The following is a 21,303-nucleotide window of genomic DNA, read 5'->3' as shown; positions in this document are numbered from 1 at the left end:
GGAACCAAAGCACGAGAAGGGTTTATGATCGGTTGAGATCGCCCTTCGACTGATTTCGGTTTCAGGCCGCCTTGGCTGCCTTGATGGTCACGGTCTCCCCGTCGATCGCGACGGAAACCTCCATCCCGGCAGCGCGTGCCACCATGCCGGTGTAGACCGGCTGGACGGCATGGGCGTCGATCGTCCCGCCCGGCGCATTGCCGGCGAGCAGATCCTCGACATGGGCGGGGATGCGGGCATGGGAGCCCGTGGCCTTGATCTCGAAGCTGCCCTGTTCACCCTCGACGCTGGCCCGGGAGATCAGCTTGCCGCCGCGCGGCACGGCCTGCGCGGCGATGACCAGCAGGTTCAGCAGCAGCTTGACCTGATTCTTCGGCAGCAGGGCGCGCGGCGCCTCCCAGTCGAGCGAAAGCTTCTCGTCGTTCAGGAAGCCGTTGGCGACGTTTCCGGCATCGCCGAGATCGATCATTGCGCCGGCCGAGCCGGCCGCGCCGAAGGCGAGGCGCGCGAACTGCAGGCGGGCCGAGGCGTTGCGGGCGCTCTTCTTGATCAGCTCCAGCGCAAAATCGCGCATCGACGGATCATCTTCCTCGAGAACCTCCAGCGCGTTGACAATCGCACCGACCGGGCTGATCACGTCATGGCAGACGCGGCTGCAGAGAAGAGCGGCCAGGTCGAGCGAGTCGAGCGAGATGGCGGTCATGGGGGCGAAATCCTGGGATGGCGATGCGCCGAGGGTAGGGCGGCAATGCCGCCAGATATGCTGTCATCTTGGTTTTCATGTGGTTAATCGCCATATATCGGGCCAATGTTCGAAGGAAGGGCCGCCATGATCGGCCGTGACGATCCCCGCCTGCGCGATTGCGACGGGCTGGGGCGCAAGCTCGCGGAAGCTGCCAGAATCAGTGCGACGGTCCTGCTGGCGAAGCGGGCGGCGCGCGATGTGACGCTCAAGCAGGACGGCTCGCCGGTCTGCTCGGCGGATCTGGCTGCCGATCACGCAGCGAAGGATGCGCTTGCTCGCCTGTGCCCGGGATTTCCGGTCATCAGCGAGGAAACGGTCGACAGCGTCGCGCCCGGCGAGGTTTTCATCTTGCTCGATCCGCTGGACGGCACGCGCGAGTTCCTGGCCGGCGGCGACAGCTACTGCGTCGCGATTGCGGTGATCCGTGACGGCAGGCCGATCGCGGGCGCGATTGCCGCTCCTGCCATCGGCCGCCTCTGGTTCGCCGGCGAGCATGCCTATGTGCAGGATTTCGCCGCCGACGGAACCGTGCGCGGGGAAGCGCGCCGCGCGGCTGTACGCGCTTTGCCCAGCGACGGGCCGGTGGCGTTGGTCAGTCGCTTCCACGGCGATGGCCGCAGCGACGGCATTGCCGCGTCGATGTGCTGCAACAAGGGCATCCCGGTCTCGTCGGCCGTGAAGTTCGGGATGATCGCTTCGGGCGAGGCGGATCTCCATGTCCGCTGTGGCCAGACCATGGAGTGGGATATCGCAGCCGGCGACGCCATTCTCTCGGCGGCGGGCGGCGTGGTGCTGACGCTTGATGGCGCCTTGCCGCATTACGGCGTGAGCGAACGGCAGTTCCGCAATCCGCCTTTCGTGGCCGCGTCGAGCGAGGCGCTGGCGCGACGTGCCATCGCCGGCGATACCGGTTGCTGAGAGCTCTCAGCGGGCGACGACGCGCAGCACCGATTTCCAGCGATCTTCGGCTTGGGCCAAGAGCGCCGCGTCCTGCAGGAAACGCCGGCGGTTTTCCGCCGAGCGGAACAGGAACAGCCGAGAGCCGATGATCGCGTATTGGCCGGGGTCGCTGTCGACGGCGACGCCATTGGCGACGCCCGTCGGGTCGAAGCCGGCGAAAGCGGGCGCGTAGATGCCCGGTGCATCTCGGAAAGCCTCGAGATTGGCCTGTGAGGCGAAGCGCCAGACCACACCCTCATGGATGAGCTCGTGCTGGGCGAGGCCGGCCGAAGGCCTGCTGCCGAAGCGATAGGACACCGGGTCAAAGCCATTGATGGCCAAGCCGGTGCGCAGGTCGCGCTGCATCACTTCGCCCAGCGAAGGCAGGGAAGGCAGCCCGGTTGGCAGCCCCGGTGCTCCCGACGAAGCCGGAAGAACCGGCTCGGCTGACGTGGTGTTGGCAGATGTCACGGAGACGGCAAGGAAGAGAAGGGCAACGCCGGTGCAGGTCGCGCAGCGTTGCCTTGTTGCGGCCTTCATCCCGGCAAATCCTCGCAATCCCGCAATCCAGGGCCGCTCGGCTCTCCGGAATTTTCACGCCTTGGATAGATTTACGGCGTATCAAACTGGTTACCGAATTGATTCGTATTCGCTAGGCGTTGCTTTTTCGACGCCTGCGCGAACGGCGGACAGCCCAGAATCGGCCCGCCGTCTGGCCTGCATCGCACGCGTCCGGAACAGGTTGCCCCGCAACCGGATCCGGCGTCGCGAGGCCGGGCGATCAAACCGTTCTGGCGTCCGGCTTCGCCGGACACACTGTCCGGAGATCTAGCATATGAACCAGACCCGCCGCAGTCTCATCAAGGGCGGTCTCGCCGTAGCCGGAACGGGCCTCACCGGCCTGTCGGCCCCGGCGTTCGCACAGAACTACAACGAGCAGCGCTCCTTCTCGCAGAACGAGCTGGTCTCGTCCGGCCACAAGTTCTTCGGCAACGTGTCGCGCGGTCTCGCGCTCACCATCGAGGAGGCCGTGCGGCGCTGGGGTGAGCCCAATGGCTACGTGCTCGGCCAGGAAGCCGCCGGCGCCTTTGTCGGCGGGCTGCGCTTCGGCGAGGGCCAGCTCTACACCCGCAATGCCGGCGACCGCAGGGTGTTCTGGCAGGGGCCTTCGATCGGCTTCGACTTCGGTGGCGAAGGCGCACGCACGATGATGCTGGTCTATAACCTGCCGGCGGTGGATGCGCTCTACCAGCGCTTCGCCGGCGTCGACGGCTCGGCCTATTTCATCGGCGGCTTCGGTTTCACCGCCATGACGGCTGAGGGCATCACCGTCGTGCCGATCCGCACCGGCGTCGGCTGGCGACTCGGCGTCAATCTCGGCTACCTCAAGTTCACGCCGCAGGCGACGTGGAATCCGTTCTAGCCTCCCGACCTCGAGCGGGTGACTAGAACTGGCCTTGGCGGCGCGGGCGTGGCAGATTCGGCCATAGCCTGTGTCCACGCCTCGTTCGGGAGTGCTGGGTCTTGATCGAAGCCGCCATGCTGTTCGCGCTCGGCTTCCTTTGTGCGGCGCTGCTCGCGCTGGCCGCGGTGCCGGCGCTCGCCCGGCGTGCCGACCGGCTGGCGCGCAAGCGGGCCGAGGCAGCCTTCCCGCTCTCGCTGGGAGAGATCGCAGCCGACCGTGACCATCTGCGCGCGGAGCTTGCCCTGCGCATGCGTTCCGTCGAGCAGGAGGCCGAGCGTGGCTTTGCCGCCAAGGCCGGGGCGATGCAGGAGCTTGGCCGCCGGGACATGACGATCGGCCGGCTGGAGCGCGAGCGTAGCGAGCGCGACACGCGGATTGCAGAACTGGAAAGCGTACTCGCGACGACCCGGGCCGAGCTCGGCGACACGCGAAGAACCCTCGAACAAGAACAGGCGGGCCATGGCGAAACGGCCGCGGCGCTGGAGAAGCGGCTCGCCGATCTGGCGAGCCTGGAGCAGAACCTGGCGGAGACACGGCAGGCTCTGACCGGCACCGGCGCCGATCTGAGTATGCGCGACGGCGAGCTCGCGCGGGAGCGCGAGACGCTCGGAAGGATCGAGAAGCTCCTTGCCGAACGCGAGACGGAATTGGCGGCGATCCGCGACGAGCATGAGAAGCTGCGCGTGGCGCTGGTAGAGGACCGCACCCGGATCATGGTTCTCCAGGGCAAGCGCGACGAGCTTGCCGGGAGACTGGCGGGCGTCGAGGATCGGCTGGCCCGCAGCGAGGCGTCGTTGAAAGCGATGACGGGCGAGCGTGACGGCGAACAGATTCGCGCCGGCGCTTTCTCCGCCCGGGCCGAGCAGGCCGAGGCTGGGCTGGCGGCAGCCGATGCGCGCGCCAGCGCGGCCGCCGTCGAGGCGCAGCAGCTCGGCGCGCGGCTGGAGCAGACGAGGTCCGACCATGAAGCCTTGCAGGGCAGGGCGGATGGCCTTGAACAGGCCCTGGTGATCGCGAAGGACGAGCTGGCCGATCTACGCCAGCGCAAACAGGAAGAGATAACCGCCTTGCAGGACAGCCAGCGCGAACGAGAAGGTCAGATCGAGCTTCTGCACGCCGAGCTTCAGACGCTGGAAGGCGCGCTCAGCCAGGCCCGCGAAGACCGGAGCCAGCTTCTGGGCGAAATGTCGAATCTGCGCAAAGCGGCATCGGGCGCACAGTCGAATGCGGCCTTGCGCGAGGAGATCGTCCGGCTGGCCGACCGCTTGATGAGTCTTTCGCCGAAGCGCGAGGCCGCCGAATAGCGCGGCACCTGGCGGACCATTATTCGCGCGGTCCGGATAGCGTCGAAAAGCGGTTTCCCCTTTTCAGCCCGATGTTCTAGGAAGACGGGCCTCCCGGCGCGCCGGCGCCACCTGTATGGTTTTAAATCGTGACGGACAGCCAAATCGATCTTTTGTGCCTGGGCGAGCCGCTCGGCGAGTTCAACGCCACCCGGGCCGAAACCGGGGCCTTCCTGTTCGGGCATGGCGGCGACACCTCGAATTGCGCTGTCGCCGCGGCGCGGCAGGGTATGTCGGTGGGCTATCTCGGAGCTCTCGGCGACGACAGCGCGGGCCATTCGATCCGGGCGTTGTGGAAGCGTGAGGGTGTCAACGACGCCCATGTTGCGACGCATCCGACGGCGCCGACGGGCCTCTACTTCGTCGATCACGGCCCGTCCGGCCATGTCTTCTCCTATCTGCGCGCCGGTTCGGCCGCTAGCCTCTACGGCCCGCGCGACCTGCCGCGCGATCTCATCCGCTCGGCCCGCATCATCCAGGCCTCCGGCATCAGCCAGGCCATTTCGGCCGGGGCTTGCGACGCCGTGTTCGAGGCCTTCGAGACGGCCCGCAAGGCCGGCGTGCTGACCGCCTACGACACCAATCTGCGCCTTAAGCTCTGGCCGCTGACCCGCGCCCGGGCGATCATCCACGCCGCTTGCGCCATGGCCGACATCGTCCTGCCCGGGCTTGACGACGCGACGCAGCTGACCGGGCTCAACAACCCCGACGCCATCGTTGATTTCTATCTCGGCCTCGGCGCGCGGGTCGTGGCGCTGACGCTGGGCCATGAGGGGTCACTCGTCGCGACACCGGTCCGGCGCGAGCGCTTCCGTCCGATCAAAGTCGATGCCATCGACGCGACCGGGGCAGGCGATTGCTATGACGGCGCCTTCCTCGCGGAATATCTGCGCACGGGCGATGCCTTCGCGGCGGGCGCCTATGCCAATGTCGCCGCGGCGCTGTCGACGCAAGGATATGGTGCCGTTGCGCCCCTGCCGCATCGGGCCGAGGTCGAAGCACGCATCGTTGCCGAGGCCAAGAGCTAATGACCGTTCCGATCCTGAAGCGCGCGGGCGATCTGCTCGCCCGCTACGATGTGCTGATCAGCGATGTCTGGGGCGTCGTCCATGACGGGCTCTGGGCGCTGGAGCCGGCCTGCGAGGCATTGATCGCCTTCCGCGAGCACGGCGGAACGGTTGCGCTGCTCTCCAACGCTCCCGGACCGTCCGAGCAGGTGGCCGGGCTGCTCGACACCAAGCGCGTGCCGCGCGAGGCCTGGAACCGGCTCGTCACGTCCGGCGATGTCACGCGGGCGCTGATCGCGGAGAGCCATCACAAGCGCGTCTACCATATCGGCTGGCAGAGCGACCGGGCCGTTTTCGCCGGGCTCGATGTCGAGCTGGTTGGCGAGGAACAGGCCGACATCATCGTGGCGACCGAACTCAACGATTACCGCAACGAGACGCCGGAACAGTATCGGCCGCTGCTTGAGGGCTTCGCCCGGCGCGGCCTGCCTTTCATCTGCGGCAACCCCGATCTCGTCGTGCATGTCGGCGAGGATCTGCTGCCCTGCGCCGGTTCGCTTGCGACGATCTACGAGGAGCTGGGCGGCACGGTCGCCTGGGCCGGCAAGCCTTATCGCCCGGCCTATGACCTCGCGCTCGCAGCCGCCGCCGAGGCGCGCGGCGGCCGCACTGTCGAGCCCGGCAAGGTTCTGGTGATCGGCGACGCCGTCAGGACCGATCTCGCCGGCGCACGGCTGATGGGCTTCGACAGCCTGTTCATCGCCGGCGGCATCCATCGCGACGAGACGATGCACGGCGGCGAGGTCGACCCTTCCGGGCTCGCCAGGGTGCTGGACGGGCTGCCGGTCCGGCCGATCGCGGCGATGGGGGCTCTGGCCTGAAGCCCGCGACGGCTCAGTGGGCGTCCCCCGCGCGTGCGTCGCGCAGCGTCGTCAGCGTGACGACGATGCAGAAGAGCATGCCGACGATCGAGAGGATCGCCGCCGCGCGGAAGCCGAGCATGAAAGCCTCGCTCGCCTGCGCCAGCATCGGCGCGGCCTGATCGGGCGCGAGCCCGGCTGCGAAGGCCAGAGCGCCGCCCAATGTCGAGCGCGCCGGAGCCAGCGCTTCCGGGCTGAAGCCGGGCACGACGAGATCCGCCATGCGGTTGCGATAGAGCGCGGCACCGAGGCTGCCGAGCACGGCGATGCCGAGCGCTCCGCCGAGCTCGACGCTGGTTTCCGACATGGCCGAAGCAGCACCCGTGCGTTCCGGCGGGGCCGAGCCGACGACGATGCCCGTCGTCAGTGTGATCACCGGCGTGAAGCCGATCGAGAACACCACCGAGGCGGCGACGATCTGCACGAGGCTTGGGGCAAAGACGAGCCAGACGAAGCCGAGCGCCGAGACCGCCATGCCGCCCGCCATGAGCGTCGCTGGTGCGAAGCGCCCGACGAGGCTCGGCGTCACGAAGGAGGCGAGCGTGAAGGCGATGGCCGAGGGCAAGGACCAGAGGCCGGCCTGCAGCGGCGTCAGCCCGGCGACGAGCTGAAAATACTGCGCCAGGAAGACGAAGCTGCCGAACATGAACAGGATGCCGGCGAGGTTGATCGCCAGCGCTGCCCGGAAGGCCGGGATGCGGAACATGGCGAGATCGATCATCGGGTCGGCAAGACGGGCCTGTCGCCGCAGGAAGAGCAGTACAAAGCCGAGCCCGGCGATGATTGATGCGGCAGCCTGCCAGTCGAAGCCATCCGCCGCCCAGTGCTTGATGCCGTAGACAAGCCCGAGCACCGCCGCGAGCGAGAGCAGGGCGCTGAGGATATCGATGCGGCCGGCGTTCGGCGCGCGATATTCAGGCAGCAGAATCGGGCCGATGGCGAGCAGCAGCAGCATCGGTGGCACGGCGATCAGGAAGGCAGAGCCCCACCAGAAATACTCGATCAGGAAGCCGCCGACGACAGGCCCGATGATGGCGCCGACCGAGAAGCTCGCGATCCACATCGAGATCGCGAAGGTGCGTTCCTTCTCGTCGGTGAACATCACGGTGATCAGCGAGAGCGTCGAGGGAGCGAGCGTCGCCCCGGCGATGCCAAGGACGGCGCGCATGCCGATCAGCATCTCGGCGCTGTTGGAGAAGGCAGCGACGGTCGAAGCCACTCCGAAGAAGGCGGCTCCTATCATCAGCAAACGCCTGCGCCCGATGCGGTCCCCGAGCGTGCCCATGGTCATCAGGAAGCCGGCGACCATGAAGCCGTAGATGTCGATGATCCACAGCAGCTGGCTCGCGCTCGGCTTCAGGTCGCGGGTCAGCGTCGGTACGGCGAGGTTCAGCACCGTCAGATCCATCGAATAGATCATGCAGGGCAGGGCGATCGCGAGCAGGCCAAGCCATTCGCGGCGTGTCGCCTTTCCTTCATCCTGGCCCAAAACGGGTGCCGACGTCATAATTCACTCGCAGTCTCTGGTATCCGGACCAGCCATTTCTCATGAGAGTGCGGCCGAATCTGGCAGGAGAGGGCGGCAGCGGTCCCTGCGCCCGATGGTGCGTTATCCCTGCCGGGTTACCGTGAGATTGCGCAACCGCGCGAGGATGTCCTCGTAGAGACCGTCGATCGGGCGGAACACGAAACGCACCGTGGATTTCCCCGGCGGGACGACGACGGCCCGGAAAAGCACGTTGGCACGCAGCAGCTCCGCCGGCCGATCGTCGACCTCCACCCGCCACCAGTGGTGCCAGACATCGTTGAGGACGAGATAGCCGCCGCGGGGCGCATCGACGGCGAGCGTCACCGTGGTCGTGCCGTAGTCGCGGATCGCGACCGTGGCCGGCCCGATAGCGCCCGTGGCAAGCGGCGGCGGATCGCGGTCGAGCAGGACGGTTCGGCGGGGATCGAAGCCGGCCGGCCATTGACCGCTCGTCAGGATGGCGTCGAAATCGGCCTTCTGCGCCTCGGTGACGAGCAGGACACGCGGCAGGGCGCGCGGGTTCTCGTAGATGTAGGCGTCCTTGGTACGGGCGATCTGGCGGAGGTCCCCTGGTTTCAGCCGCTTGTCGATCTGCTCGACCGGCACGCCGGTCGCGATGAAGCGCAGGCCCAGCATGTCGGCCAGCAGGGAGCGATAGCCAGGCATCAGGGCAGAGAAGGTCCGCTGATCGGGCAGGGCGACATGGTCGCCGGCGCCGGTCGCCTTGCTGTAGAGGCCGAGCCGCAGCGGGTTGTAGCCGAGCGTGTTGTCGAGCTCGTGGACGAGGCTGGCATTGGGCCAGTGGAAGTCGATGGCGGCGAGCTCGATGCGGTCACGCCGGTCGGGCGCGGCGGTGCGCGCGGTTTCGCGCTTGAGAAGCGCGATGGTCTCGTTCGTGCTGTCCTTGCGCAGCACGTCATACATCTGTGGCGGCAGGGCGGTGGATTCACTCGGGCCGTTATTGGCCGAAAGGTCCACAACGAGCGTCACAGCCAGGACGATGGTGGCCGCGAGCGCCGAGCCGCGCTGGGCCAGGCCGCGCGCGGCGACGATGCTTCCAAGCGAGAGCATGCCGCAGAGGAGCGCAATGACAAGCGGCGAGACGGCGACCGGGATGCGCCCGACCGTCCAGGCGAGCCAGAGGGCGAGGGCGAGCGCTCCGGCGAAGATGAGCGCTTCCAGGGCGATATGCCAGGGCCGCGCCTTCGGCGCCGTGCCGGTCATGACGAGATGGGTCAGGTAGCCGCCGAGGATGGCGAGCAGGGCGCCGAGGATGAAGAGCGCGTCGGCTGGGCGGCGGTAGAAGCTGACGCCCGGCAACTCGAACAGCAGCCGGAAGGCGGGGGTGTAGCGGCCGAGCGCATAGAGCAGGACGATCAGCGCCGCGACACTGAGCGCGACGATTTCGCGCCGCCAGAGCGCACCGCGGACGAGGCCGATGGTGATGATCAGCCCCATCGGCAGCAAGCCGAGATAAAGCTCGCTCATATTGCGGGCGAGAAAGAGCGCGAGCGGCCCGAAGCGGGCCTCCCAGGCCGGACTCGGCGCACCCCAGAAATCCGCGAGCGGCCCGGCCGCGCCGTAGAGATTGGCGATCAGGCCGGTGAGCAATGCGGCTGGGTGCAGCGAGCCCTTGCCGGCTTCGACGAAATCGATCGCGGGACGGTTCGATTCCTGCGCGATGAAGGCGGTCAGCAGGATGGGGATGGTGGCGACCAGAATGGCGCCGAGCGCGCCGGCAAGCAGCGGGAACAGGCTCGCACGGAAGGCGCGCCAGGGGTTGCGCGCCATCAGGATGGCGGCGATGACCAGCCCGGCGAGGACGTAGACGCCGATCAGCGCGACCTGGTCGCGGCCGAGCACCATGAAGCCCGAGACCACCCCGGCGGCGAAGCCGTAGCCGATCGAGCCGCGCTCGAGCGCGCGCGAGAGCAGAAACAGGGTGACGGCGAAATAGCCGAGGCTCAGCACCTGCCCGACATGCTGGATTCGCCAGGCGGCCGCGGCGCCGAAGGCGAAGGAGAGGGCCGCGACGACGGCGCCGGCGGGATGCCAGCCGCGGTCGCGGAAGATCAGGACGATCGCCAGCGCGCCGACGAGCAGCGTGCCGAGCACCGCGCCGTCGCTCCAGCGGAAATCGGGCGCGGGATTGAGCGCGGCGATCAGGGCGAAGGAAGGCGAGAAGATCAGCGACTGCGGATCGGCGACCTGCGGCGAGCCGGAGAAGACGTAAGGCGTCCAGAACGGAGAGAGCCCGCGATGCCAGCTATCGGCGAGGAACTGAAGCTGGGGGTGGAAATGGGCCTTGGCGTCCCAGGGGATGGTGACGGCGCCTGAGAGCCAGGGCCAGGACAAGGCCAGCCAGCACAGGAAGACGATGCAGAACACGCTGGCGAGCGGCCAGCGTGTCGGATGGCTTTCGGTCGATATCGTTTCGGGCACGGGCATCAGCCTGGCCTGACCGCAATCGGAAACGCCGTCAATCGGTCGGCGCGGCGCGCGCCATCAGCGCGTCCATGTCGATGAAATGGCCGGCGCGGTCGCGCTTCGAGGCGAGGTAGCGGACGTTGTGGGCGTTCGGGCGGCCCAGCACGCGCTGGCTGGCGGCAACCTCGAGACCCGCGGCCTGAATTGCGCCGATCTTCTGCGGATTGTTCGTGAGCGCCACGACGCTGGAGACGCCGAGTTGCTTCAGCATGGTCGCCGCGAAATCGAAATGGCGCTGGTCGAGGTCGAAGCCGAGCACCTCGTCGGCATCATAGGTGTCCCAGCCCTGGCTCTGCAGCTTGTAGGCCCGCATCTTGTTGGAGATGCCGTTGCCGCGGCCTTCCTGGTCGAGATAGAGCAGGATGCCGCCGCTGTTCTCCGCCATCCATTGCACGGTCTCCCGCAGTTGGTCGCCGCAATCGCATTTCAGCGAACCGAAGAGATCGCCGGTCAGGCAGGCGGAGTGGAGGCGCACCGGAACGGCCGCCTGCAGATCGGGCTTGCCGACGATGATCGCAACCTGATCGCGCAGTCCCTCGCCACCGCGGAAGACCACGAACTCGGTCTCCGGCGCCCCTTCGAGCGGCACGGGCGCGCGGCCGACGATCTTCAGCGAAGCGGCCTGTTCAGCGCGATAGCCGTTGACCGCATCGACCGTGACCTCGACCAGCGGCTCGCCGGCGATGTCGGCGGCGTTGACCGGCGCCACGATGACCGCCGGCAGGACGAGGGACAGGCGGGCCAGTTCCAGCGCGGCCTCGTCGAGCCCGGAAGCGGGCGCGATCGGCGCGTCCATCCGCGCATCGATCTTGAGGGCAAGCGTCTCGATGCGGCCGAGATCGATCGTGGGCAGGGCAAAAATACCGCTTTCGCTGCGCCCCTTCGCACCCAGGCGGCGCAGCCGGGCGCCGCTCAGGACAAGATGGCCACCGCCATGCGCAAGCTCATTGAGACCCTGCACGAGCCTCTCTTCGGCCAGCTCGGCAGACAGGGCGAGCGCGTTCCGACCGCCGTCCCTCAGCAGGACGGGGCGGCCGGCACGAAACTCGGCGATTGCCCGGTCCACCTTCACGAGAGCAGTTTCGAGGGAGGGGCCGAAGAGCGTACGCGACTCAGGCATCGGGAAGTCCGTCAGATTGGGCCGGCAAACGGCCGAGGAGCGTCAGAGGCACCATCGCGGAACGATATAGGGGTTCTTGATCCGCCCTTCCAGCAACGTTCCCGTCAGGGCACGGTTCCATGGCGCGCAAGCGCTCAGGAACCAAGAACGGGAACCTGACCAGAGCAGCGTCGTATAGGCTGGTGAGCTTGAACGTGGGATGAATGCTTTCCCTAGCGGCAACGCCCGGAGAAGAACGATCGATGTCGAAGGAGATTGCGCCCGGCGAGCGCTACAGCGCGACAGCCCGCAGCCTGCACTGGATCACCGTGATCGCCGTTTTCGTGATGATCCCGGTCGGGGTGACGATGAGCTATCGCGGCAACGTCCTGCACCTCTGGGACGGGCTGACCAACGGCCTTTACAGCGCTCATAAATTGACCGGATTCCTGCTGCTGTGGCTGACGGCGGGGCGGCTGATCTACCGTCTTCTGCATGGCGCGCCTGCGGACGAGCCGACGCTGGAATGGTGGCAGAAGGCCGGCTCGCACCTCGCCCACTGGCTGCTTTACGGGCTGCTCCTCGTCGTGCCGCTGCTCGGCTGGACCGGCGTTTCGCTGTTTCCGGCGCTGAGAGTGTTCGACCTGTTCAACCTGCCGGCGCTGACGCAGCCGAATGAGGCGGCGGCCCACCGGGTGCTCGGCATCCACGGCAAGCTTGCATTGACGCTCGGCGCTCTTGCAGTTCTGCATATCGCAGCGGTGCTCTATCACCGCTTCATCCGCAAGGATGGCGTCCTGCGCCGGATGTGGCCGGGGACCGGCTAGCTCGCCCCGTGTCGCCCGGACGCGGGACGGCGTTCCAGCTCCCTGTCGAGGTGGAGCCTCAGACCGGGCGTGCCCAAAGGTCCTGATGGCCGATCCGCGCGGACCCGGCTTCCCGGCGCGCGGCCAGCCAGGCCTCGACGGTCGCCGGGTCGACCCGCCCGGTTTCGCGCACGGCCTCCGCGATGCCCTCGGCCAGGGCTCCGCGCAGATCGGCGCGAGCGCCGTCGATCAGCCAGCTGCTGTCGCCCATCGAAACCGCGAAGCCGGTCTTGCGGAACGCCTCGGCCATGATCTCGCAGGCCTCTGGGCCGGCGGAGGGGCCGAAGCCCTTGTCGCCACGCTGGTGGTCAACGAAGGCGGCGTGGATGCCGGTATCGGCGGGGTGCTCCGGCTGCCAGCCCTCGCGGCCGTCATAGGTCAGCACGGCATAGAGCGGCAGGCGCTGGCTCGCGAGCGCGGCGACGAAGCGCTCGATCCAGCGCCGCGAGGTGAGGTCGAAGAGAGCCGCTGCCGTCACGAGGTCTGGCCGCCAGCCCAGCACCCAGTCGAGGTCCTTGTCGAGATCGACCCGGCGTGTATCCACGCTGATCAGCTTTTCGCCCTTGGCGAGGACGAGTTCCTCGCCCTGCTCGCGTGCTTCGTCGGCCCAATCGGTCAGGCGGCTGCGCGCATGGGCGAGCAGATCGGCATCGTGATCCACAAGCGTCCAGTGCTGATGGTCGGGCAGGGCGGCGTAGGAGGCACGCAGATTCGAGCCGGCGCCGCAGCCGAGATCGAGGACCGAGAGCGAAGATTTGTCAGAGAAATATGCGCCGACCGTAGCAAGAACCTGCGGATTGCGCGCCGCATGATCGGCAGGCTCGCGCAAGGCGAGCCATTCCGGAGAGAAACCAGCCATCACCCCACCTCCCGGCTGCCGTCTCTGTGGCAGGCCCGCGCGACGATGCGAGCGGTGTCCTGCCAGCGTGGCAAGGCGCCGGCCCCTGCCCATGCGGCGTCGGCACGTTGCCGGCGCTCAGCCGGCGCATCAATCAGCCTCGCGAGGGCCTTGGCAAGTGCCACAACGTCGCCGGGCGGCACTTTGAGAGCCGCATCGGCCGGCAAGGCATCAGCGCCCGCGCCGCTCAGGCTACAGACGATCGGCAACCCGCGCGCGAGGGCCTCCGTCAACACCATGCCGTAGCCCTCGTAGAGCGAGGGCATGACGAAAAGATCAGCACCGTCATAAAGTTCACCGAGGTTTTCCGGCCGCACGGCGCCGGCAAGCAAGATACGGTCCGTCAGCCCGGCCGAGCGGATCCGGGCGTCGATCGCGGCGGCGGTTCCTGGCGCGTAGTCGGGCGAGCCGGCGATGGTGAGATACCAGTCGCGATCGGCGATCCGCCTGAGCGCCTCGATCAGGACATCATAGCCCTTGCGCGGAATCAGGGAGCCGACTGCGAGCAACTGCAGCGGCTGATCGCTACGGCTGCCGGTCGCTCGCGGTGCGTGATCGACACCGGGAACGGCGACGAAAATGCGGTTCTCGGGGACGCCGAACTCCGCGCTCAAAACCGTTGCCGTGGCCGGACTCGTCACCGCGACGGAGCGAGCATGGCTGAGAGCGGCGCGTTCGCTCGCGCGCAGCGCCATCGCCTGGGCGGCTTCGAGGCCGGTTTCGAGCGCGAGCGGGTGGTGGACAAGCGCGACGAGCCGGTCGGCGAAGCGTGCGGCGAGTGCTTCGGGAAAGGCGCCGAAGGCGAGGCCGTCGACCAGCAGGAGGTCATCCGGTGCTGTCGCAGCCAGCAGCCGTTCCGTCGCGGCGAGGTCGGCTTCCGTGGGGAAGGGAAAGCCGCCCGGCAAGGCCAGATGCCGGGCCTCGATACCCATCTCGCGCCATTCCCGCAGCAATCGCCGGTCGTAGCCATAGCCGCCGGTCGGCAGGTCGATGTCGCCGGGGATGGCGAAGATGATGGCGCTCACGCCAGCGAGCCCTCGTAGCTGGCGCGGGCGAGGTCGGTCTCATGGAGCGTGACGCGGATCTTCGCCAGGCCGGCGCCATCGGCGCCGAGCGCGCCGGATTTCGCGGCGGCGGCCATGGCATCGAAGATGTGCTTGCAGAGGAATTCGGTGGTGGTCAGGACCCCGGCGAATTGCGGAAGGGCGTCGAGGTTCTGGTAGTTGAGCGGCTTCAGTGTCTTGCCGAGCACGTCGAGTGCGGCGCCGATGTCGACGACCACATTCTGCCGGTTCAGCGTCTCACGGAAGAAGGCGACGTCGACCACGAAGGTCGCGCCATGCATGTTCTGCGCGGGACCGAAGAAGGGATCGGGCAGCGAGTGGCCGATCATGATGCGGTCGCGGACTTCGATGGAAAACATGCGATCTCCTCGATAAGCGCCCGAAGCGGAGCGCGGTCACGGCCGCGCTTCATAGCAAATCGCGGCGGTCAGACCAGCGGCGCCGGGCGCGAGCAGGTCCGGAATGCGCTGCGGCGCATCACGGAAGGCGATCTCCTCTGTAATCAGCGCGTCGAGCCGGTCATCGGCGAGGAGCGCCATGGCGGCTTCCGCCCGTCGCGCATGATCCCAGCGTGCGCGATGCGAGGCGGCGACCATGCCGACCTGGGAGGAGACGAGCTGGAGACGACGCGCATGGAAGGCGCAACCCAGGGTGGCCGGTATCGTTCCCTCGCCATACCAGCTCATTTCGACGATGCGCGCCTCGATCCCGGCAGCCGCCACGGCCGTGGCGAGGCCGGAGGCCGTCGCGCTGGTGTGGAAGACAAGATCGGCGTCCCGCGGGGCGGCATCGGGTGTGGCAAAGGAAAATCCCAGCTTGCGCGCCGCCTCGGCGCGGCCGGGCTCGATATCGACCAGCGTCACTTCGGTTCCCGGCAGGCGGCCGGCGAGCCAGGCGACGAGCAGGCCGAGGACGCCGCCGCCCACCACGACGATCCGGTCGGCCGGGCCGGAGCCGGCGTCCCAATGGGCGTTCAGGGCGGTTTCCATATTGGCGGCGAGGATGGCGCGCCGTGGTGGAACGCTGTCCGGAACCAGTATCAGGCTGCCGCGCGGCGCGATGAAGCGGTCCTGATGCGGGTGCAGGCAGAAGACAATGCGGCCGAGCAGGTCATGAGGGCCGGCATCGACGCGGCCAACGGCGCAGTACCCGTACTTGACCGGGAAGGGGAAGCTGCCCTCCTGGAAGGGTGCACGCATGCGCTCATGCTCGGAAGGCGGAACGCGGCCTTCGAATATGAGGCGCTCGGTGCCGCGGCTGAGGCCGCTCCACAGCGTGGTGACGAGGCAATCCTCGGGGCCCGGCACCGGCAGAGCCACATCATTCAGCTTGCATTCACGGGGGGCTGTATACCAAAGCGCGAGGGCCTTGGCCCTTGCGTCAATCGTGGTTGCAGGCTTTAGCTCCCGCGCCATCGCGTCTGCCCTCCGTCCGAGCCTGTCTGCCCCCATGACAGAGACTGCCACGAACCAGCGTCCCGGTCCGACCACGTTCCAGCGGGTGGCGCAAGAGGTCGAAGCGCTCGGCCTGACGCCGGCCGGCCTGCAGGACGCAGCCGCTCTTCGGCGGCGGCGTCTTCTCGTCCTCCTGCTGAACCTCGCGACACTGGCCCTGCTGCTGGCTGGGCTTGCTCGGGTCCTGGGGGCGGGTGGCTGGACCGCTGCGGACGTGGCGATCTTCGTCGCCTTCCTCTTCGGGGCACCCTGGACCGTGCTCGGCTTCTGGAACGCGGCAATCGGGCTTTGGCTGCTCCATGGTTGCAAGGAGGGTCTTGCCGCGGTCGCGCCCTTCGCCGCGGCCGGCGAGCGAGCGAGGCCGCTCACGCTGCGCACGGCCGTGCTGATGACGCTGCGAAATGAGGATCCGGCGCGCGCCTTCCGCCGCCTCAAGGTGGTCAAGGAGAGCCTCGATGCGACGGGAGAGGGCGTCTGGTTCGACTATTTCGTGCTGTCGGACACCAATGACACGACGGTTGCCGCCGCCGAGGAGGCTCTGGCGGCCGCCTGGGCGCAGGAGATCGGCGAGCCGGCCCGCCTGACCTATCGCCGCCGCACCGACAATGCCGGCTTCAAGGCCGGCAATCTCCGCGATTTCTGCGAGCGCTGGGGCGAGCGCTACGAACTGATGCTGCCGCTCGACGCGGACAGCGTCATGGCTGCTGAGACGATCCTCGGCATGGCCCGAATGATGCAAGCGCATCCGAACCTCGGAATCCTGCAAAGTCTGGTGGTCGGAATGCCCAGCCGCTCCGCTTTCGCCCGCATCTTCCAGTTCGGCATGCGCAACGGCATGCGGCCCTATACGATGGGTTCGGCCTGGTGGGGCGGGGATTGCGGGCCGTTCTGGGGGCATAACGCGCTGGTGCGGATCGCGCCGTTCCGCGACCACTGCCATCTGCCGGTCCTGCCGGGCGGACCACCTCTGGGCGGGGCGGTGATGAGCCACGACCAGGCCGAGGCGACGCTGATGCGCCGCGCCGGCTACGAGGTCCGCGTGCTGCCGGTCGAGGGCGGAAGCTGGGAGGAGAATCCGCCAACCATGCTGGAATTCGCCAAGCGCGACCTGCGCTGGTGCCTCGGCAATCTGCAGTATCTCAAGCTGCTCGACCTGCCCGGTCTCAAGCCGATGAGCCAGTTCCAGCTCGTCTGGGCGATCCTGATGTTTCTCGGTCTGCCAGCCTGGACGCTGATGATCGCGCTTCTGCCGCTGAAGGCAGTCGAGGACCAGGCGATCTCCGATTATCCGGCAGTGCTGGCCGCCTGCCTCTATGTCTCGTTCCTGGCGATGTATCTTTCGCCCAAGCTCGCGGGTTTCGCCGATATCCTGCTGACGCGGGGCGGCGTGCGGCGCTATGGCGGCGCGGCGCGTTTCCTGTTCTCCGCGCTGATCGAGGTCGTGTTCGCCTTCTTGCAGGGCGCGGTCTCGAGTTTCCGCACCACGTTGTTCATGATCGGTCTCGCCTTTGGTAAAGCCCGGATCGGCTGGAACGGGCAGGCGCGCGATGCCCATGCCCTGTCCTTCGCCACCGCCTTTGCGGGCTTGTGGCCGCATCTGCTGTTCGGGATCTATCTCTTCGTCACGCTCGGCGCGCTCGCGCCTCTGGTGCTGATCTGGTCGTTGCCCTTGACGGCGGGCTATCTGCTCGCGATCCCTTTCGCGATGCTGACCGCATGGCCGGCAGCCGGCGCCTGGCTCACCCGCCATGGGCTTTGCGGCATCCCCGAGGATTTCGACATGCCGCCGGTGTTGGCCGCCATTCGCGACGGGGAAGGCGCATGAACACCACCGCCTATCCGAAGGGAACGGTGAAGGCACTTTCGCGCAGCTTGCGCATCTATCATGGCAACAAGGAGCGCAACGCGGCGATGGACCGGCTCTACGGGGCCTTTCTGCGCCCCGGCGATCTCGCCTTCGACATTGGCGCCCATGTCGGCGACAGGATTTCCTCGTTCCGCAGGCTCGGCGCGCGTGTCGTGGCGCTCGAGCCGCAGCCGGGACCGGCTCGTGTCATCCGCCTGATCCACCGCCGCGACCCGATGGTGACGCTGATCGCGGCGGCATGCGGCGATCACGAGGGCTCGATCGCCCTCAGGATCAACAGCGCGAACCCGACGGTCTCGACGGCCTCGGCCGCCTTCATCGGTGCCGCGGCCGGTGCGCGGGGCTGGGAGGGGCAGGTCTGGGACCACGAGATCAGCGTGCCCTGCACCACGCTCGACCGGCTGATCCTGCGTCACGGGCTTCCCAAGCTTCTCAAGATCGATGTCGAGGGCTTCGAGGCGCATGTGCTGGCGGGGCTGACCAAGGCGGTGCCGGTGATCTCCTTCGAGTTCACGACGATCCAGCGCGAGGTTGCCGAGGCCTGCCTCGCCGTGCTGGAGACGCTCGGCCCCTATCGCTTCAACGTCGCGATCGGCGAGAGCCAGAGGCTCGAACTCGCCGAGCCCGCGACCGCAGACGCCATGGGCGATTATCTGCGCGGCTTGCCTCACGCGGCCAATTCGGGCGACGTCTACGCCATTCTTCAAAACTGAGAACGGGACCTCATGACGTTTTCGCGCCTGCGCGCCGCCGCCTTCGTCGCGATCCTCGCCTGCTTCGCCGGCCCCGCCCTGGCGGCCGGCGACGTTGCCGTCGAGGTGAGGAACGAATCCGAGCCCGTGCTCTGCGCCGAGAAGGACAACGTCACGATCAAGGCAATTTCGCCCGATGTCCGGCGCTTCCAGATCGAAGCGGCGCATCCGGCCTATATCGCCGGACTGGTGCGCGACAACTGGGATGCCGACTGGGCGAATTGCGACATGAAGGGCGATCCGTCCTTTGCGCCGCCGAGCCCGCCGCGCCGCACCACCTTCTGGGAAACGATCGATTACTGGCTGGTCGGCTACACCTTCCCGACGTTCTGGCGCCCGGCCGACACAACCTTCCGCGTCGGCGATCGGGTGGAGAAGGGGCTGCATCTCGTCCAGCTCTGGAAGCTCGGCAAGGACAAGTCCTATGAGGTGCTGGTCGTCTATCCGCAGGACGGCTACTGGCGCGCCCGGCCGTTGCCGCCGGAGCATCTCGGCTTCTCCTCCTACGGTTCCTCCTTCCTGTTCGGGCCGATCGAGCAGGATGGGCGCCCGGTGGTGAACATCCGGGAGATCGAGTTCGATCCGAAGACCCTGACATTCAAACTGAATTTCAAGGACGGGTCCGCCGGCAGCCTGAGACTCGACAGCGTCGACGAGAACCGGATGGTACTCGATGCCGTGCTCGACAAGCCGGTGACGGGTGGCAAGGCCTTCGTTGCGCTGCGCTCCATGTACGTGACCGAGTTCAACAACGATGTCGCCCGCATCGCAGTGCGCGAGCCGGGCGCCAAGGGCTGGCGCGAGGAGGCTCTGATGCCGTTCCAGGGCGGCAAGGCAACCGACATCTGGATGGGGCGCACCACCCACTCGCGTCACAATACCTCTTCGCCCGACATGGTCTTCCGGCATTTTTCGGCCGATCCGAACCCACCGCCGCAGCCGGACAAGAAGTAGCGGCCGAGCGGCCGCACCGGAACGCATCCCCTCCCTGCCGCGTTTGGTCATGACGCGGCGGCCTCAGCGCGCTAGCTTGCCGTGATTGCTACCGCTTAGCCCGCAGAGACCTTCATGCCGCGTTTTGCCGCCAACCTTTCGATGATGTTCACCGAATGGGATTTTCTCGACCGTTTCAGGGCGGCCGAGGAAGCCGGCTTCGAGGCCGTGGAATTCCTGTTCCCCTACGAGCATACCCCCGAGCAGATCGGGCTCGCGCTGACGGGTGGGGAGCTGGAGCAGGCGCTGTTCAACCTGCCGCCGGGCGATTTCGCCAAGGGCGAGCGCGGCATTGCAGCGCTGGCAGGGCGCGAAGACGAGTTCAAGGCCTCGGTCGACAAGGCGCTGAGCTATGTTCACGAGACCGGCGTCAAGCGCCTGCACATGATGGCGGGGCTCGCCGATCCGAAGGATCCTGCCGCGCAGAAGACCTATCGCGCCTCGCTCGCCTACGCCGCCGACAAGCTGGCGGAGCACGGCATCGACCTCCTGCTCGAGCCGATCAACGGCAAGGACATGCCGGGATATTTCCTGAACGACTTCGATCAGGCGGCGGCCTATGTCCGCGAATCCGGCCGCCCGAACGTCCGGCTGCAATTCGACATGTATCATTGCGAGCTGATCCATGGCGACGTCTCGGCCAAGCTCAAGGCGCTCTATCCGCTCGTCGGCCATGTCCAGATCGCCCGCGCCAATGGCCGCCACGAGCCCGACGCCTCTGGGCCGGACTATCCGACGCTCTTCGCCGAGCTCGATGCGCTGGGCTATGACGGCTTCGTCGGCTGCGAATACCGGCCGGAGCGCGGTACGCTCGAGGGCCTCGGCTGGTTCGCGCCCTGGCGGAAGCCTCTCTGATGCGCCCCCCGTCGATATCCTATCCGGTGCTGGTCGCCGATATCGGCGGTACGAACTGCCGGATGTCGCTGGTCCCCGATCCGGACAGCCCGCACCAGCCGTTGGCACGGATCGGCACCGGCAGCTACCCGACGGCGGAGGCCGCATTTTCCGACGTGCTCGCGGAGGTTTCGGAGAAGCCGCGTTCGGCCGTGCTCGCCGTCGCCGGGCCGCTCGACGGCCGGCAGGCGCAATTGACCAATGCGGTCTGGAATCTCGACGGGCCGCGGATCGCGGCTGCTCTCAAACTGACGCAGGGCCTGCTGGTCAACGATTTCGAGGCCCTGGCGGCTTCGCTTGCCGTCCTCGGTCCGCAGGATGTCGCCACGTTGATCGAGGGAGAACCGGAGCCGGAAGGCGTACGGCTGGTGCTGGGGCCGGGCACCGGCTTCGGGGCCGCGGCGCTGCTGACGCACGGCGAACGCGGTATGCTGATCCCGACCGAATCCGGCCATATCGGCATCGGGCCCGAGGATCAGACGGAGCAGCGGATCTGGCCGGCTTTGAGCGAAGGCATACCGCGCCTCACGGTCGAGCATCTCCTCAGCGGCGACGGGCTGGTGCGCCTGCACAGGGCAGTGGCGCGGACCTCCGGCATGCTGGAGGCGGAGGTGAGCGCCGCCGATGTCTCCCACCTCGCCCATGACGGCGATCCGGCGGCGCTGATGGCGGTGGTCTGCTTCTGGCGGCTGCTGGCGCGTGTCGCCGGCGATCTAGCCCTCGTCTTCAAGGCGACGGGCGGCGTCTTCATCGCAGGCGGGATCGCGCCGCATCTGCTGGCACTGGCGGACAAGTCCGCGATCCGGTCCGCCTTCGCCGGCAAGCCGCCGATGGAGGATCTCGCAGCGCGCTTTGCGCTGCACGTCATCACGACGAAGGACGCGGCCGAGCAGGGGCTCGCGGCGATTGCCACCAATCTCCACCGTTTCGGGCTCGACGATCCGAAGCGGCTGTGGTTTGGCTGAGCGCCTCGCTCATCCGA

The 21,303-nt window shown here is 67.6% G+C and carries 20 protein-coding genes; 11 read left to right on the top strand and 9 right to left on the bottom strand.

The window, feature by feature from the left end; translation table 11 throughout:
* Positions 1 to 61: 61 nt before the first annotated feature.
* Positions 62 to 703 (bottom strand): histidine phosphotransferase ChpT, encoded by a 642-nt coding sequence (gene chpT, locus AC1DIN_RS03310; RefSeq protein ID WP_441469940.1) that lies wholly within the window; start codon positions 701 to 703, stop codon positions 62 to 64.
* A gap of 126 nt (positions 704 to 829) precedes the next feature.
* Between chpT and AC1DIN_RS03305 the strand changes: the two genes are divergently transcribed.
* A complete protein-coding gene (locus AC1DIN_RS03305; RefSeq protein ID WP_476808657.1) occupies positions 830 to 1,663 on the top strand; it encodes a 3'(2'),5'-bisphosphate nucleotidase CysQ family protein in 834 nt (277 codons plus the stop codon).
* 6 nt (positions 1,664 to 1,669) lie between these two features.
* Here AC1DIN_RS03305 and AC1DIN_RS03300 read toward each other — a convergent pair whose 3' ends face one another.
* A complete protein-coding gene (locus AC1DIN_RS03300; RefSeq protein WP_476808656.1) occupies positions 1,670 to 2,224 on the bottom strand; it encodes a YHS domain-containing (seleno)protein in 555 nt (184 codons plus the stop codon).
* A gap of 295 nt (positions 2,225 to 2,519) precedes the next feature.
* Here AC1DIN_RS03300 and AC1DIN_RS03295 point away from each other — a divergent pair, with 295 nt between their 5' ends.
* From AC1DIN_RS03295 to AC1DIN_RS03280, 4 genes are all read left to right on the top strand, one after another.
* Positions 2,520 to 3,107 carry a DUF1134 domain-containing protein gene (locus AC1DIN_RS03295; protein WP_441469937.1) on the top strand — a complete coding sequence of 196 codons (588 nt, stop codon included), beginning with the start codon at positions 2,520 to 2,522 and terminating at the stop codon, positions 3,105 to 3,107.
* Between the two features lie 101 nt (positions 3,108 to 3,208).
* Positions 3,209 to 4,453: a hypothetical protein gene (locus tag AC1DIN_RS03290; RefSeq protein ID WP_476808655.1), complete on the top strand. Its 1,245-nt coding sequence runs from the start codon at positions 3,209 to 3,211 to the stop codon at positions 4,451 to 4,453.
* 128 nt (positions 4,454 to 4,581) lie between these two features.
* Positions 4,582 to 5,520, top strand: coding sequence for a sugar kinase (locus AC1DIN_RS03285; RefSeq protein ID WP_476808654.1), 939 nt, complete (start codon positions 4,582 to 4,584; stop codon positions 5,518 to 5,520).
* Positions 5,520 to 6,380 (top strand): TIGR01459 family HAD-type hydrolase, encoded by an 861-nt coding sequence (locus tag AC1DIN_RS03280; protein WP_476808653.1) that lies wholly within the window; start codon positions 5,520 to 5,522, stop codon positions 6,378 to 6,380. Before AC1DIN_RS03285 ends, AC1DIN_RS03280 begins: the two co-directional genes overlap by 1 nt.
* Before the next feature lie 13 nt (positions 6,381 to 6,393).
* Here the strand turns inward: AC1DIN_RS03280 and AC1DIN_RS03275 are convergent, their stop codons facing one another.
* From AC1DIN_RS03275 to ribA, 3 genes are all read right to left on the bottom strand, one after another.
* Positions 6,394 to 7,926 (bottom strand): MFS transporter, encoded by a 1,533-nt coding sequence (locus AC1DIN_RS03275; protein ID WP_441469933.1) that lies wholly within the window; start codon positions 7,924 to 7,926, stop codon positions 6,394 to 6,396.
* A 102-nt stretch (positions 7,927 to 8,028) separates the two neighbouring features.
* Positions 8,029 to 10,395, bottom strand: coding sequence for a hypothetical protein (locus AC1DIN_RS03270; RefSeq protein ID WP_476808652.1), 2,367 nt, complete (start codon positions 10,393 to 10,395; stop codon positions 8,029 to 8,031).
* Between the two features lie 31 nt (positions 10,396 to 10,426).
* A complete protein-coding gene (gene ribA, locus AC1DIN_RS03265; protein WP_476808651.1) occupies positions 10,427 to 11,554 on the bottom strand; it encodes a GTP cyclohydrolase II RibA in 1,128 nt (375 codons plus the stop codon).
* 242 nt (positions 11,555 to 11,796) lie between these two features.
* Here ribA and AC1DIN_RS03260 point away from each other — a divergent pair, with 242 nt between their 5' ends.
* Positions 11,797 to 12,360 (top strand): cytochrome b, encoded by a 564-nt coding sequence (locus AC1DIN_RS03260; protein ID WP_441469930.1) that lies wholly within the window; start codon positions 11,797 to 11,799, stop codon positions 12,358 to 12,360.
* Positions 12,361 to 12,418: 58 nt separating this feature from the next.
* On the opposite strand, the gene AC1DIN_RS03255 is transcribed toward AC1DIN_RS03260, so the two are convergent.
* From AC1DIN_RS03255 to AC1DIN_RS03240, 4 genes are read right to left on the bottom strand one after another with little or no spacing between them, the layout of a single operon-like run.
* A complete protein-coding gene (locus tag AC1DIN_RS03255; RefSeq protein ID WP_476808650.1) occupies positions 12,419 to 13,258 on the bottom strand; it encodes a class I SAM-dependent methyltransferase in 840 nt (279 codons plus the stop codon).
* A complete protein-coding gene (locus AC1DIN_RS03250; RefSeq protein ID WP_476808649.1) occupies positions 13,258 to 14,322 on the bottom strand; it encodes a glycosyltransferase family 4 protein in 1,065 nt (354 codons plus the stop codon). Before AC1DIN_RS03250 ends, AC1DIN_RS03255 begins: the two co-directional genes overlap by 1 nt.
* Entirely contained in the window at positions 14,319 to 14,720 is a 402-nt protein-coding gene (locus tag AC1DIN_RS03245) for a 6-pyruvoyl trahydropterin synthase family protein (RefSeq protein ID WP_476808648.1), read from the bottom strand. The genes AC1DIN_RS03250 and AC1DIN_RS03245 overlap by 4 nt, the downstream gene beginning before the upstream one ends.
* Positions 14,721 to 14,756: 36 nt before the next feature.
* Positions 14,757 to 15,680, bottom strand: coding sequence for a zinc-dependent alcohol dehydrogenase (locus AC1DIN_RS03240; protein WP_476808647.1), 924 nt, complete (start codon positions 15,678 to 15,680; stop codon positions 14,757 to 14,759).
* 130 nt (positions 15,681 to 15,810) lie between these two features.
* Between AC1DIN_RS03240 and mdoH the strand changes: the two genes are divergently transcribed.
* The 5 genes from mdoH to AC1DIN_RS03215 all read left to right on the top strand — a co-directional run bounded on the left by mdoH (position 15,811) and on the right by AC1DIN_RS03215 (position 21,286).
* Positions 15,811 to 17,640 carry a glucans biosynthesis glucosyltransferase MdoH gene (mdoH, locus tag AC1DIN_RS03235; RefSeq protein ID WP_476808646.1) on the top strand — a complete coding sequence of 610 codons (1,830 nt, stop codon included), beginning with the start codon at positions 15,811 to 15,813 and terminating at the stop codon, positions 17,638 to 17,640.
* Entirely contained in the window at positions 17,637 to 18,395 is a 759-nt protein-coding gene (locus tag AC1DIN_RS03230; protein WP_476808645.1) for an FkbM family methyltransferase, read from the top strand. Before mdoH ends, AC1DIN_RS03230 begins: the two co-directional genes overlap by 4 nt.
* A 12-nt stretch (positions 18,396 to 18,407) precedes the next feature.
* Complete coding sequence (locus AC1DIN_RS03225) at positions 18,408 to 19,388, top strand: hypothetical protein (protein ID WP_476808644.1); 981 nt, start codon at positions 18,408 to 18,410, stop codon at positions 19,386 to 19,388.
* A gap of 114 nt (positions 19,389 to 19,502) precedes the next feature.
* Complete coding sequence (gene otnI, locus AC1DIN_RS03220) at positions 19,503 to 20,282, top strand: 2-oxo-tetronate isomerase (RefSeq protein WP_476808643.1); 780 nt, start codon at positions 19,503 to 19,505, stop codon at positions 20,280 to 20,282.
* A complete protein-coding gene (locus AC1DIN_RS03215) occupies positions 20,282 to 21,286 on the top strand; it encodes a glucokinase (protein WP_476808642.1) in 1,005 nt (334 codons plus the stop codon). Before otnI ends, AC1DIN_RS03215 begins: the two co-directional genes overlap by 1 nt.
* The last annotated feature ends 17 nt before the right edge of the window (positions 21,287 to 21,303 follow it).

This window comes from Allobosea sp. 05T438 (assembly GCF_056396025.1).
This window is presented reverse-complemented; position numbering and strand designations above follow the sequence as displayed.

Bases quoted from the DNA above. Each gene is read 5' to 3' on its own strand.
- chpT (WP_441469940.1), bottom strand. From the start codon at position 703: ATGACCGCCATCTCGCTCGACTCGCTCGACCTGGCCGCTCTTCTCTGC.
- AC1DIN_RS03305 (WP_476808657.1), top strand. From the start codon at position 830: ATGATCGGCCGTGACGATCCCCGCCTGCGCGATTGCGACGGGCTGGGG.
- AC1DIN_RS03300 (WP_476808656.1), bottom strand. From the start codon at position 2,224: ATGAAGGCCGCAACAAGGCAACGCTGCGCGACCTGCACCGGCGTTGCC.
- AC1DIN_RS03295 (WP_441469937.1), top strand. From the start codon at position 2,520: ATGAACCAGACCCGCCGCAGTCTCATCAAGGGCGGTCTCGCCGTAGCC.
- AC1DIN_RS03280 (WP_476808653.1), top strand. From the start codon at position 5,520: ATGACCGTTCCGATCCTGAAGCGCGCGGGCGATCTGCTCGCCCGCTAC.
- AC1DIN_RS03275 (WP_441469933.1), bottom strand. From the start codon at position 7,926: ATGACGTCGGCACCCGTTTTGGGCCAGGATGAAGGAAAGGCGACACGC.
- AC1DIN_RS03270 (WP_476808652.1), bottom strand. From the start codon at position 10,395: ATGCCCGTGCCCGAAACGATATCGACCGAAAGCCATCCGACACGCTGG.
- ribA (WP_476808651.1), bottom strand. From the start codon at position 11,554: ATGCCTGAGTCGCGTACGCTCTTCGGCCCCTCCCTCGAAACTGCTCTC.
- AC1DIN_RS03260 (WP_441469930.1), top strand. From the start codon at position 11,797: ATGTCGAAGGAGATTGCGCCCGGCGAGCGCTACAGCGCGACAGCCCGC.
- AC1DIN_RS03255 (WP_476808650.1), bottom strand. From the start codon at position 13,258: ATGGCTGGTTTCTCTCCGGAATGGCTCGCCTTGCGCGAGCCTGCCGAT.
- AC1DIN_RS03245 (WP_476808648.1), bottom strand. From the start codon at position 14,720: ATGTTTTCCATCGAAGTCCGCGACCGCATCATGATCGGCCACTCGCTG.
- mdoH (WP_476808646.1), top strand. From the start codon at position 15,811: ATGACAGAGACTGCCACGAACCAGCGTCCCGGTCCGACCACGTTCCAG.
- AC1DIN_RS03230 (WP_476808645.1), top strand. From the start codon at position 17,637: ATGAACACCACCGCCTATCCGAAGGGAACGGTGAAGGCACTTTCGCGC.
- AC1DIN_RS03225 (WP_476808644.1), top strand. From the start codon at position 18,408: ATGACGTTTTCGCGCCTGCGCGCCGCCGCCTTCGTCGCGATCCTCGCC.
- otnI (WP_476808643.1), top strand. From the start codon at position 19,503: ATGCCGCGTTTTGCCGCCAACCTTTCGATGATGTTCACCGAATGGGAT.
- AC1DIN_RS03215 (WP_476808642.1), top strand. From the start codon at position 20,282: ATGCGCCCCCCGTCGATATCCTATCCGGTGCTGGTCGCCGATATCGGC.